Below are 13,710 nucleotides of genomic sequence, written 5' to 3'. Positions count from 1 at the left end.
AAGTCAGCGATAATTGGATGAGTCATATTCGTACCCTACTAATCTAAATGTCTTGGCAGATTGCCGTGTTGTTGGAATGCATTCTAGAGTGAGCGAAGATAAAGAAAAACCTTCTCATCATTAAAACATTATCAAAAAATAATTGATAATCCCGTTATCTATCTCTGCGTAGCCCTTTTAGATAGTGATTTTCCTGACAAATTAACCAGAGGAAATGTGGTCAATTCGTCGCCTCTTAGTTGTGAATCCATAGTGAATTAGTCGCCTATTAAGTTGAGTAATTTCTCCGCGGTCGTGACGGCTTCTTTGCGATTACTGATATTGAGTTTCTGATAAAGGTTGCGAATATGAGTTTTAATCGTGGTGGCAGCAACGTCCAATTCATGGGCGATTTGTTCATTACTAAAGCCAGAATAAATCAACCCCAGCACCTGCCATTCACGTAGGGTCAGTGGACTGGTTCGCACTACCTGAGGGATTTCTGGATGGTTGACCAGCTTGGTGACAAACTCTTCATCAAAGTGGATTGAACGGCAACGCTGTGTTGTTGAGATAGCCTTGAGTAGGTGCTGGGCACGATGGCGTTCAAGATCGTCCAGCTCGGATTTATGATTGAGCTTATGCAAAAGAGGGGCGAGCATTTTTCCTTCAATGATGTACTGCCCAACAATACCGGTTTGATTGGTCAGTATCAGGGCATTTTTCAGGACTTGTTTAGCTTGAGTTTCACCGCCAAGGTGGATTGTTAAAACGGCTTCAAGGATCATATTGCGATTGGTATCGGTTACCAAGTGATGACAATCTGCTTGTTGTTGCAGAAATAACAGGGTTTGCTTGGCATGCTTGAATTGCCCTAGGTGGATTTGCACACGTGCGATATTACGCCATTGTAATTGAGTAAAATGATTGGCCGCGGTATCAGGTCGCTGAGTATTCTCTAGCCATTGCTGCATCGCACTTTGATCGCCACGAGATTGCCAATAAAGAATCTGCGATAACGAAGCATTGGCGGTCCAATCTACGTGGTAAGTTGAAAGCTTGAGTAGATGATCGATCTGGTCGATAGACTTAGCAGCTTTGTCCAGCTCTCCACGTCCAATCGCAATTCGTGCGAGCATGGAATAGCAATGAAGGTGATCTTTAGCGGGCTGATTTTCTAATACTCGTAAGCCCTCATAAGCGCAAAATTCAGCCTCATCCAGGCGGTGCCAACTCCAAAGTAATTGCGAACGAATACGCAATAAAAATTCGTGTAGTGGTAGCTGTTGTAGTTGTTGATCTTCAATCAGCTTAAAGGCGTTTTCTTGAACATCATACGCGGCTTGAGCATAGCCTTGGGCGATCAAAATTTCGCTCTGTTGTAACATCGCCCACAGGGCATGATGGTGTACTTGATATTGACGAGCGAGCTTTTCGGTTTGTTGCATCATGGGGAGCGCGCGATCAAGATGGCCAAGCACATGGTTTACTTCTCCAATTACCGAGGTAGCAACGATACGGCTGTGATACACCGTATTGTCGATCTGGCTCAGCGCCAGTTCTGCCAAGGCCAGCGCTCGCTCAGGCTCGTTCTGATTGATGGCAATTTGCGCTCGTAATGCGTTGAATTCCCCTTGGTCAGTGGCACTTAACGTGATGTTAAGGCGTTGCATCTCTTGGTCTGCTTGGTCAAGTAAGCGCTCGACATCGTGATAGCGATGCTGGCTTTGAGCCAACCATGCTTGCAGCATAGGCAAGATGGGGCGCTGATAAAGTACCTCATTAGGTAGGCTAATAATCGCTGATTCGAGCGATTCTAATTCGCCATTATTAAACATATTCCATCCATATTGCTGCAATATGTCTGCAATTAGCTCACTATTTGAGGATTTTTTTGCATGAAGCAGTGCTTGCTGTGGCATCGCTTGTTTAAGCCAAGCGTGGGCCGCGGCACTTTGCAGTTGAGCTTCTTGCTGTGGAATCCGAGCATGACGTTCATGGCTGAGAAAGTCGGCAAACAAGTTATGAAAGCGATACCAATTGTTTTCATCAAGGCGATGAATAAACAAGCCATACCGGCTGAGAGCCTCAATGCGGCTGAGCGCATCTTCTTGTTGGGTGACTTGTGCGGCGATAGCGTCATTAAAATGGTCTAGTACTGAGCAGTGCAACATGAATTGTTGTGTCGCGTTATCAAGCTGGTCAAACACTTCTTCGACTAAATAATCCCACAGATGTGCTTGATTGAATCGAACGTGATCTTTGCCATCTGTTATTGGCGAGAGTGCTTGTGGCAAAGAGTGTGAAAGAGTGTGCGCTGATTGCAGTAATGACTGGCTTTGCTGTGTTGTTTGTAGAGCAATTAATTGCAGTGCCGAAGCCCAACCCTCGACGTATTCACACAGGTAGTCTGTCGTTGTGCTATCGAGCTCATGGTTTATACGCTGTTGGAAAAATCGACTGGTTTCTTCGCGGTCAAAGGCCAGCAAGTGGCTGTCGATTTCTATCATCAGACCGCGGACGCGCAGGTTGGCAATACCAAAAGATGGCGTGGTGCGGCTGGTGACGATCAGCGTTATTTTATCGGGCATATGTTTGATGAAAAAGCGCATTGCTTGATGGATCGATTCATCCTCAATCAAATGGTAGTCATCCAACACAACAAAGCAGGGGTTATCTAGCGTGTCCATTTCAGTGAACGCGTCACCGATCAGGTTTTCTAACGAGGCATATTGCCGTTTCTCTGCCAATTTGAGTGTATTAAGGCAAGCATTATCACTGGCTCTATTCAGTGCTTGCAGTAAATAGTTGATAAAGCGGAAGGCATCGTTATCGCTTTCATCAATATTGTACCAACCAACATGTTGCTGTTTTGCTAGCCATTGAGCGGCCATGGTGGTTTTGCCATAACCAGCGGGAGAGCGAAATAAAATCAGTTTGTACTCTGTGGCATTTTGCAGCAATTCCAGCACGCGAGGTCGTAAAATGGCGTTATGTAATCGCCCTGGACTGGTTAGCTTTGAAGGAATCCACATCTGATTTCTATCCTTGTCATGTTACCGGTTGGGCACCCTTTCCTTTGGGTTACCAATCGTTATCGCCATTTCTCTCTGGCGATCGCATTTATTGACTAATAGTACCGAACAATTATTTCAACGCGAGTAGCCGACGAGTCAGAGTTATGCTGAATTCACCTTTTGTGAGCGTCTACGCCCCATATTTGTGAACTTGATCAACTTCTTACTGCTGAGAGGCTGTTTTACCACGATAAATGCCGCAGTGGTGTTTGATTTTTATACAGGCAATGAATGTGATGAACTTAAAATACGTGATCAAATTAACACTTTGTGCAATCGCTTATTAGGATTCACCTAGCTTGTTAGTTAGTGATACGAGTTTTATTTGCGGGATAGTGTGACATAGAACGCTTAAATGAGCCGACACAGGCTATTTCTGTGATCTTCACCACTGGATATGAGTATCTCCTCTTCTTCATTTCATCTACGCCCTCACTACTCCTCCTCATTACTCGCAGGGGGAGGAGGATGTTTTGCTGAGTACCGCCATGCACGATAGTGGTAGTAAAACAGCAAGGATTTCGCCAATGAAACCATTACAACAGACTCAATTTGATAAAACGTCATTTCAAAATAGTGTAAAAAAGCACCTCAGTGCGACTTACGCGACAACTATCGAACAAGCTTCAAGCCGTGCTTGGTATTTGGCTATGGGACGCGCACTAGCAGAGCTGACGACGTTCGATCTGCTAGAAACAGAGCAAGATGAGCGCATTCGCAATGCCAAGAGCGTGAACTATTTGTCGTTGGAATTTTTGATTGGTCGTCTAACCGGTAACAACCTGATCAGCATGGGCCTATACGAACAGATAACGGAAGCCATGAATGAGTTAGGACAAAACCTGACCGATTTGCTTGAAGAAGAGCGAGACCCGTCATTAGGCAATGGTGGTTTAGGTCGCCTTGCGGCTTGCTATATGGATTCATTGGCCGCGCAAGAATACCCAACAGTGGGCTATGGTCTGCATTATGAATATGGTCTGTTTAAACAGTCTTTTGTTGAAGGGCACCAACAAGAAGCTCCAGATGCATGGTGTGGGGTTGAGGGATATCCATGGGAAATTGCTCGTCCTGAATTAGCTCAGGAAATTGGTTTCTATGGTCATGTAGAAGTGTACCAAGAGCAAGGACGTGAGCGTCGCCGTTGGGTGCCAGGCATGTCAGTGAAAGCGATGCCTTGGGATATTCCGATTGTCGGCTATCAAAGTGAAACCATTTACCCACTGCGTTTGTGGGAATGTCGCGCTATTGCACCATTCTCTTTGGAGAGCTTCAATAATGGTAACTACTTTGAAGCGCAACACGCCTTGATTGATGCTGGTAATATTACCAAAGTCCTCTATCCAAATGACAACCATGAGAAAGGTAAAACGCTGCGCTTGATGCAGCAGTATTTTCATAGTGCAGCCTCGGTACGTGATATTTTGCGCCGCCATGAAGAGGCAGGGCATGATCTAGCTTCTCTGCCTCAATACGAAACCATTCAATTGAATGATACCCACCCAACCATCGCCATTCCTGAATTGATGCGTATCTTTATGGATGAGAAGGGCTTGGAATGGGCGGAAGCATGGGCGATTTGCTCTAAGACCTTCGCTTATACCAACCACACGCTACTGCCTGAAGCGCTCGAAACGTGGAGCGAATCTTTGATTCAACGTCTATTGCCGCGCCATATGGAAATCATCTATCAGATCAATCACCTGTTCTTACAAGAAGTGCGTGCTAAGTGGCCGGGTGATGTGGCTAAGCAGCAGAAACTATCGATTATTCAAGAAGGTTTCCATCGTATGGTACGCATGGCTAACTTGTGTGTGGTCGGTGCTTATGCGGTTAATGGCGTGGCGGCATTGCACTCACAATTGGTCAAGCGCGACTTATTCCCTGAGTTTAATGAGCTTTATCCGGGGCGTTTACAAAATGTCACCAATGGCATTACGCCACGTCGTTGGTTGAAGTTCTGTAATCCGGGCTTGAGCCAATTGATCAGTGAGAAAATTGGTGATGAATGGCCGGCCAAGTTGGATCAGTTAGAAGCGATTTCTCAATATGCCAATGATGCGGAGTTCCAACAGCAGTTTATGGCAGTGAAAAAGGCTAACAAGCAACGTTTGGCTGATTGGGTGAAACGCAATATGGATATCGAATTGGATACCAATGCCATTTTTGATGTTCAGATAAAACGCTTACATGAATATAAGCGTCAACATCTCAATATGCTGCATATTCTGTCGCTTTATCATCGTCTGCTTAATGATGCGGATTTTGATATGGCACCAAGAGTGGTGATCTTCGCGGCTAAAGCAGCGCCAGGTTATCACCTCGCGAAACAGATCATCTATGCCTTGAATATGATTGCCGAAAAAATCAATAACGACCCACGTATCGGCAATAAGCTCAAAGTGGTGTTCATGCCCGACTATCGCGTGAGCTTAGCAGAGATCATTATTCCAGCGGCGGACGTTTCGGAGCAAATTTCGACCGCAGGTAAAGAAGCCTCAGGCACGGGTAACATGAAAATGGCGCTGAATGGCGCGTTAACCATCGGCACCATGGATGGGGCGAACGTTGAAATTCGCGAAGAAGTGGGTGACGACAATATCTACATTTTTGGTCTTGATATTGATGAGGTTGAACAGGTACGTAATGGTGGTTACAACCCGTACGACTATTACAACGCCGATCCATTATTGAAAGCGTCTTTAGATTTGCTGGTGGGTGAGGAATTTACGCCGGGTGAACCGGGTAAATTACGCGCGACGTTCGATAGCTTATTGGATGGTGGCGACCCGTATTTGGTATTGGCAGATTTTGCTTCTTATATTCAAGCGCATGAAGATATGGATAAGCAATATCGCGACCAAGCGGGTTGGGCGAAAAAAGCGATCCTCAACACTGCGCTGGTGGGGAAATTTAGCTCAGACCGAAGTATTCGTGACTACGTGAATAACATTTGGCAGCTACAAAGCGTGCAACGTTAATCGCTTTTGTAACTGGTGAATTGTTAATAATTACTCGTTCAAGAGTCTCCTAAATGCTGTGTCATGCGGGAGGCTCTTGCGATTAAAAGGAGTATGAGGGAACCGGTGGGCATGCGCCTAAATCAAGTTCCTTTGGAGAAAGCGATGATAAATTCGAATACCTTAAAGCAAGTCGCTGAGATGGCGAGAATCGCCGATCATTACGTCAGTGCATGGGGGGAAGAGACTCCCGTGGAAGCACAAACCATTGAACGTCTATTAGCGGCATTAGGTTATGACACCAGTAGTGATGCGCAGCTACTCAGTTCAGCCAAGAAAAAGCATAAACCAGAGCTACTTCAATCTGCGATGGTCTTTCGTGATCAACAAGCGGTAGAGATTCCATTGCATCTTGGAGTGAGCGCACGTGAAAGTGACTTTAGTTGGCGTTTAGTCACCGAAACCGGTGAAGTCTATGGTGGTTACTTACAATCACAAATTGTACGTGATGAACGGGCAGAGGGTGGACCGCTAGTTTTTTCACTGCCGAATGATCTGCCTTGGGGATATCACCAGTTAACGCTGGAACGTAAGCGTAGAAAATCCCCCTATACCATGACGTTAATCCGCACTCCTGATACTTGTTACAAACAAGCTGAGATGGAGAATGGCAAAAAGATGTGGGGGCCAAGTGTTCAACTCTACACATTACGTACCTCCCACAACTGGGGAATGGGTGATTTTGGCGATTTGAAGCAACTGGTGGGAGAAATTGCCCAGCGAGGAGGCGACTTTGTTGGTCTTAATCCTATTCACTCGCTGTTTCCTGCTAACCCTGAAGGCGCAAGTCCTTATAGCCCTTCATCGCGTCGTTGGTTGAATATTCTCTATATCGATGTCAGCTCTGTGGCAGAGTTTTCTTTGTGTTCGGAAGCTCAACAATTGGTTGGCAGCGCAGAGTTTCAACAGCGTCTGCAAAATGCACGTGATGCGCACTGGGTCAATTACAGTGAAGTGGCAAGCCTAAAATTGGCGGTACTGCCGTTGTTGTTTGCTGAATTCAAAAAGCGTCACCTTGATACGAATAGCGAGCGCGCTTCAGCGTTCCTCGACTTTGTCGAATTAGGTGGTGAAAGCTTACGTCATCAAGCGACGTTTGATGCTTTGCACAGCGTGTTGTACGCGCAAGACAATAGTGTTTGGGGCTGGCCTGTTTTTCCTGAAAAGTATCGCCGTTTTGAGAGTAAAGCGGTGCAACAATTTGTTCGTGAGCAACAAGATCTCGTTCATCTGTATATGTATCTACAGTGGGTGGCAGATAGCCAAGTAAACGAAGCTCAAACGTTGGCTGAGCAAAAAGGGATGGCGGTTGGGATCTATCGAGATTTGGCAGTCGGTGTGGCGGACTCTGGGGCTGAAACTTGGGCAGATAACGGCATTCTAGCCTTAGATGCCAGCATCGGTGCTCCGCCAGATATCTTGGGGCCATTGGGACAAAATTGGGGGCTGCCACCGTTGAATCCGCAGGCGTTGCAAGCAAGTGGATACGAGGCTTATATCCAATTGTTACGGGCTAATATGCAGCACTGTGGTGCTTTGCGTATTGATCACGTATTAGGATTGCTGCGTTTGTGGTGGATACCAAAAGGGGAGAATGCGACGAAAGGGGCCTATGTCTATTATCCAGTGGAAGAGATGTTGGCTATTTTGGCTCTTGAATCTCATCGTCATCAATGCAGTGTGATTGGTGAAGATTTAGGTACTGTGCCAGAAGAGATCGTTGATATTTTACGTGATGCTGGTGTGCACTCTTATAAAGTGTTCTTTTTTGAAACCTCTAAACAAGACGGCGGCTACATTTCACCTGAACATTATGCGCCGCAATCTATGTCGGCATTGTGTACTCATGACATGCCCACTTTACGTGGTTTCTGGCATTGTGATGATCTCAAAATGGGTCAAGAGTTGGGTTTGTACCCAGACCAACAACAGTTGGATATCTTGTTTGAGCAGCGTTTGAAAAGTAAACAGGGTATTTTAGATTCGGTGGCGTGGCACGGCCTTTTACCGGAAGGAGTGGGTCGTGATGCTCAGTTTGTTCCGATGGATGAATATTTGGCGGAAGCGCTGCAAACGCACCTTGGATATGGCTCATCGACTCTATTTAGTGTTCAACTTGAAGATTGGCTACAAATGGACAATCCAGTCAATATTCCTGGGACGGTCGACGAATACCCTAACTGGCGTCGTAAGCTGTCGATGAATCTTGATGATCTGTTTTCTGATCCTCGGGTTAATCGAGTAGCTGAACAGCTCACACAGGCGCGTGCCAAGGCAAGCCGTACTTAAGTTATTGATGTGTTTAGTTGCACTCGAAACTTCTGCATGGGTCACTCCATTGCAACCCAGTTTTGGGTACTATAGAGCGACATTATATGAAATATTACACCTAATTGATTAGGTTGATTCGCCTGCTTAACGGGATTATTGATGTTAAGCAGGCTTTTGCTTGTTTAGTGGCTAAACCAAATTATTAGCTACTGCTAAGCCGAAAGTTACGCTAGGGAGAGAATAACTTGAACACCAAGACCGTAGACAAAATAACACAGGCTTATCAGCAACTTTCACAAGCCTCAATGGCCGACCCTTTTGCTTTTTTGGGGCCTTACCTACCGTTAAGTGAGGGCTCACTTCGAGTCTGGATGCCGGGAGCTAATAACGTTGCTCTGCTGATTGACGGTGAACCTCGCGTTGATTTAATTCGTGAAGATGATTCGGGTTTTGTGCTCACTCAGTCTCGCGATCTGCGTTTTACCCACTACCAATTGGCTGTCGATTGGAATGGTGCAGAACAAATTATAGATGACCCTTACCAATATCATGGCATCTACGCTGAATATGATGATTTACATACACCTAAAGCGATGTATCACCATATGGGAGCACAGTTTGTTACGCTGGAGCGTGATGGAAAAGCGATTAGCGGTACGCGATTTTTAGTGTATGCGCCGCATGCCAGTGCATGTAGCGTGGTGGCCGATTTTAACCATTGGGATGGCCGTCGAACCCCACTACAACGTTTAGATTACGGTATTTGGGGGATCTTTATTCCTAACTTACCAGAAGGGACGCGTTACAAATTTGAGATGAAGGGGCCGCAGGGAGAAGGGCTGCCGCATAAGGCTGACCCATGGGGATTCTTTGCAGAGCAACATCCGTCGTTTTCATCGGTGACCTACGATCACTCTCGTTACCAATGGCAAGATAGCCAGTGGCAGCAACGTCCGGTGACGGAAAAGCGCAAGCAAGCGTTGTCATTTTACGAGTTGCACCCGGGCTCATGGCGCCGAGATGAAAACAATCAGTTCCTCAACTACCGCCAATTAGCCGAGCAACTCGTACCGTATTTGGTTGATATGGGGTATACCCATGTAGAACTGATGCCAGTTTCTGAGCATCCATTTTATGGTTCGTGGGGCTATCAACCGGTTGGGCTATTTGCACCAACCAGCCGTTTTGGCTCGCCAGATGATTTTAAGTTCTTTGTGGATGCCTGCCACCAAGCGGGACTCGGGGTGATACTCGATTGGGTGCCAGCGCACTTCCCATCCGATGATCATGGCTTAGCAAATTTTGATGGTACGCCGCTTTATCACGATCCCGATCCGCGTCGCGGTTGGCACCAGGATTGGAACTCATTTATCTATGATATGGGCCGAGAGAATGTTCGTCGTTTCTTAGTGTCCAATGCTTTGTACTGGTTTGAACAATTCCATATTGATGGCATTCGAGTTGATGCCGTGGCTTCGATGCTTTATCTAGATTACTCGCGCAGTCATGATCAATGGCTACCGAATATTGATGGTGGTAACGAAAACTACGATGCCATTGCGACTCTAAAATGGATGAATGAAGAAGTGTATAAACACTTCCCGAATGCGATGACCATTGCCGAAGAATCGACGGCGTTTCCGGGCGTTTCTGCCCCTACGTTTATGGGTGGCTTAGGTTTTGGTTTTAAATGGAACATGGGTTGGATGCACGACAGTTTATCGTATATCCAACAAGATCCCGTCCATCGTAAATATCACCACAACACGATTACTTTCCCGTTGATCTACGCGCACAGTGAAAACTATGTGTTGTCGTTGTCACACGATGAAGTGGTGTATGGCAAAGGTTCGATTCATAACAAGATGCCAGGTGATGAATGGCAGCAAACGGCTAACCTGCGTGCTTATATGGGATACATGTATGGCCAACCGGGTAAGAAGCTTAACTTCATGGGTGCGGAGTTTGGTCAAACTGGCGAATGGAATCATGATGACCAACTGCAATGGTTTCTGTTGCAGTTTGAGCGTCACCAAGGGGTGCAAAATCTGACTCGGGATTTGAACCTGCTTTATCGTCAACAACCCGCGTTGTTTGAGTTAGATTGTGAGCCGAAAGGTTTTGAGTGGCGCTTACAAGATGCCGAAGATGCCAGCATCTTAGCTCATGAACGTATCAGCGAGCAGGGAGAGCGAGTATTGGTTGTGACCAACTTTACGCCAGTGCCACACGATGAGTTCCGTTTGGGCGTACCTCTGGCAGGTGATTATCAATTGCTACTCAATACCGATGCAAAAGAGTATGACGGTAGTGGTTATACAGTACACACAACAATCAAAACGGAAGCGATTGAAAGTGAAGGCCAAGTGCAATCGTTATTGATTAGCCTACCACCGTTATCGACGCTGTTTTATAAGTTGATTTAGTGACCACAAGCTAACCGATGACAAGCCCCTCTAATGAGGGGCTTTTTCGTATGAGGCTTCCATTAGCAAGCTGGTGAATATCTCCTACACTGATTGGTATAAAAGGAGAAATTGTATGATTACAGCGCTTTATGCCGCTTTGCTGGCATTGTTAATGATGTGGTTGGCGGTACAAGTGATTAAGCAGCGTCGTAAAAATAAAGTGGCGTATGCAGATGGCGGTATTGAAGGACTGCAAATCGCGCGCAGTGCGCAGGGGAATGCGGTCGATTCGATTCCGATTACGGTTATTTTGCTGGCATTACTAGAGATGAACGGTGCGAATGTATTACTGATTCACGGTATAGGGATTTTGTTTCTCGTTGCGCGGATTGTGCACGCACGGGCGATATTAGCTCAAGATCTTAAAGGCCGAATCATGGGAATGAAACTGACATTCGCAACCATGTTTACCTTGGTGATACTCAATGTGGTCTATCTGCCATTTGATAAGCTGTGGTAGTCGTATTGCGACTGCGCCGAGCAAAGTGGGTCACTGATACTGATTGCGAATAGGATAACCTATGAAATTGTCTTTGCCTCCAGCATGGTTATTGGTGCTGGTAGGGTTGGTGTTAAATATCTTGGCGATTTTAATGTCGTGTAATTAGTAAGAAGGAATAAAAAATAGTGAGATTTCCAGAGATTTTCAGAGATTTCGTGAGAATCAAACAAACGCAATAACTATAAGGGCTGCGCGTGCTCATGGGCTTAGCATTAAAAGCACGCGGATATTATCAAATAAAAATTAGTAGCCGTTACTTAAATCAAATGAAACTAACAGGCTACGTGTTCGCTTACATAGGAGTTCAGTTTTCTGAGCTTACTTAGAACATAGACAGCCTCACCGATAATCTGAACTTCGTTTAAGTGCTCAGCTTTTATTACGTAGCCTGCATAAAAGCCATTGTCGCTATCAACTTGCATCCTACCCTCGAATCGATTGTATTGAATACGTTTTATAAAGACTTCTTCACCAATTCGAATGACAAAAACACCCTCTAGAACACTAGCGCTAGGACTTGTTTTCCTTACCACTACAATGTCGCCATCAAAAAGCGTAGGCTCCATCGAATCTCCTTTGACGGGCATAGAAATAAGATTAACAGGGCTTATCCCATTGTTAATCAACAATTGAGGGTGTAGATCAATTGTGTACTCTGGTTCTTGTTGCTCTATCGGCAATACGCCGTGCCCTGCGGATGCATATATCTCATAAAATGGTATCTGAATAAGGTTGTGTTGAACTAGAGGAGCGGGCTGCGATTTGGGCATACCACAAAGTGTTTCCTGTACCTGCTTGGGGAGGCTACTTATATGATATTCAAATGCTCGACCTTGAACCCCTTCTGGCTTTCTTTTCAACCAATTCTCTGCTCTTGCCTTTCTATTTACACCTTGAGTTGTAGATGGAAGTCCAAAAATATCGATTAATTCAGACGTCTGATACCATTCTTTCTTCATGTTTCTTTACCTATCCATAAAAGGAAACTTAGTTTCTTTGGCTGGCGTATTTTTTCCTTACTCAATAACTTCTTTTAAATCAAAGGGATGACACTAGCCGAGCAAATAAACACAAAAAACATAAAGAAACGATGTTGATTAATGTGTTTCTTTCGTTTATTGTTCTTGTATCAATTGGTTGTAACGCCGTTTAGTTACAACTCTTATTAACTTTTAATGGTGGCATAAGATGAAAGCAAATGGAATAAATATCAACGATTGGCATAAGGCTGATGTTAAAGCTGAACTTGAAAAGAAAGGATTAACTTTAAAGAAACTTGCAGTTTCTAATGACTTAGCTGATGGGACATTAAGTAACGTATTTCGTGTTAACTACCCTAAAGCTCAAAAAATAATTGCCGACGCCATTGGTGTTACACCTGAAACTATTTGGCCTAGCCGCTATTAAAGGAAATATTATGTGGTTTCTAGCAAAAGAGCTTGTAGCACTACCTGGCCTTCCTAGCACCGTTCAAGGGATGAGAAAACGGGCGCTAGTCGGAGGTTGGGATAAAAGAAAACCAGAAGGAGTTCCAGGTCGAGCATTTGAATACCATATCGACAGCTTGCCGATTGAAACTCAAAAGCACCTTCGTAAAGAGCAAGCCAGCAAAGCATTAAAAGACATTGTTGAGAAGTTCGAACTCGAAGAGCCAATTGCAGAGCGACAAGCAAAAGAAAAAGCAAAGCGTGAATCGCTTGCAAAAGAGCTGATGCATATCAGCCAAGAGCATAGAGAAAAAGCCCTAGTCCGTGCTGAGCTAGTCAGCTTGTACCACAGCTTTATCAATGCTCAGTCATTATCAAGGGGCGACCGAGCTATCGATCTCTTTTTGAAAGCGGTCAACACCTTAGAACTGCCGTTTGCCAGAGACAACAAAGACGTGATCGATATGACGCGTATTGGATCTCAAATGCTCTACCGATGGGTGCGAGTTTTCCGTCAAAAAGGTGTGATAGGGCTAGCACTTGAGTTTAACAAAGCAAAATCGCGTAAGGGCCGCTCGCTAATTTCAGAGCAACCCGATATGGCTGAGTTCATTATCGCGACGATGATTGAGTACCCAACCACTAACGATCGCAAAATGTTGACATTGTTAGAGGCTCGATACGGTGAAAGTACCTTTCAATTGCCCTCTCAAAGTTCATTGCGAATTTGGATGAGCAGTTGGAAAGAGAAGAACGCAAGTTCATTCACGTACATGACCAACCCAGACAAGTGGCGAAACGAGTTTATGAGCGCCTTTGGTGATGCCAGCGAGATTGCTCAAGCTCTTAATGATTTGTGGGAGCTCGATGCAACGCCAGGCGATATCGAGTGTGTTTGGGAAGGTAATCGTAAGCGTGTGCATATTTCAGGCGTGATTGATGTTTGGTCTCGCCGCGCAAGGTTCC

The 13,710-nt window shown here is 45.3% G+C and carries 8 protein-coding genes; 6 read left to right on the top strand and 2 right to left on the bottom strand.

All coding sequences use genetic code 11. The features are described 5' to 3' along the window. Window positions 1-257 precede the first annotated feature (257 nt). A complete protein-coding gene (gene malT, locus RH88_RS04060; protein ID WP_005593618.1) occupies window positions 258-3,014 on the bottom strand; it encodes an HTH-type transcriptional regulator MalT in 2,757 nt (918 codons plus the stop codon). Between the two features lie 569 nt (window positions 3,015-3,583). Here malT and RH88_RS04055 point away from each other — a divergent pair. From RH88_RS04055 to RH88_RS04040, 4 genes are all read left to right on the top strand, one after another. Then, entirely contained in the window at window positions 3,584-6,037 is a 2,454-nt protein-coding gene (locus RH88_RS04055) for a glycogen/starch/alpha-glucan phosphorylase (protein WP_005593617.1), read from the top strand. A gap of 144 nt (window positions 6,038-6,181) precedes the next feature. After that, window positions 6,182-8,365: a 4-alpha-glucanotransferase gene (gene malQ / locus RH88_RS04050; protein WP_005593616.1), complete on the top strand. Its 2,184-nt coding sequence runs from the start codon at window positions 6,182-6,184 to the stop codon at window positions 8,363-8,365. Between the two features lie 227 nt (window positions 8,366-8,592). After that, window positions 8,593-10,773, top strand: a complete 2,181-nt coding sequence (glgB, locus tag RH88_RS04045; RefSeq protein ID WP_005593615.1) for a 1,4-alpha-glucan branching protein GlgB — start codon at window positions 8,593-8,595, stop codon at window positions 10,771-10,773. Between the two features lie 115 nt (window positions 10,774-10,888). Continuing rightward, complete coding sequence (locus tag RH88_RS04040) at window positions 10,889-11,275, top strand: MAPEG family protein (RefSeq protein WP_005593614.1); 387 nt, start codon at window positions 10,889-10,891, stop codon at window positions 11,273-11,275. Window positions 11,276-11,589: 314 nt separating this feature from the next. Here RH88_RS04040 and RH88_RS04035 read toward each other — a convergent pair whose 3' ends face one another. Beyond that, window positions 11,590-12,276 carry a helix-turn-helix domain-containing protein gene (locus RH88_RS04035; protein WP_005593613.1) on the bottom strand — a complete coding sequence of 229 codons (687 nt, stop codon included), beginning with the start codon at window positions 12,274-12,276 and terminating at the stop codon, window positions 11,590-11,592. Window positions 12,277-12,505: 229 nt separating this feature from the next. Between RH88_RS04035 and RH88_RS04030 the strand changes: the two genes are divergently transcribed. Further along, a complete protein-coding gene (locus RH88_RS04030; protein ID WP_005593612.1) occupies window positions 12,506-12,724 on the top strand; it encodes a helix-turn-helix domain-containing protein in 219 nt (72 codons plus the stop codon). A 10-nt stretch (window positions 12,725-12,734) separates the two neighbouring features. Further along, window positions 12,735-13,710: DNA-binding protein (locus RH88_RS04025; RefSeq protein ID WP_005593611.1), on the top strand; the 976-nt coding region annotated here is incomplete at its 3' end.

Origin of the sequence: Vibrio scophthalmi LMG 19158 (genome assembly GCF_000222585.1) — a bacterium.
In the GTDB taxonomy this organism is placed as follows: Bacteria; Pseudomonadota; Gammaproteobacteria; order Enterobacterales; family Vibrionaceae; genus Vibrio; species Vibrio scophthalmi.
The sequence above is the reverse complement of the archived record's forward strand: the minus strand, read 5'-3'. Positions and strand labels throughout refer to the sequence as shown.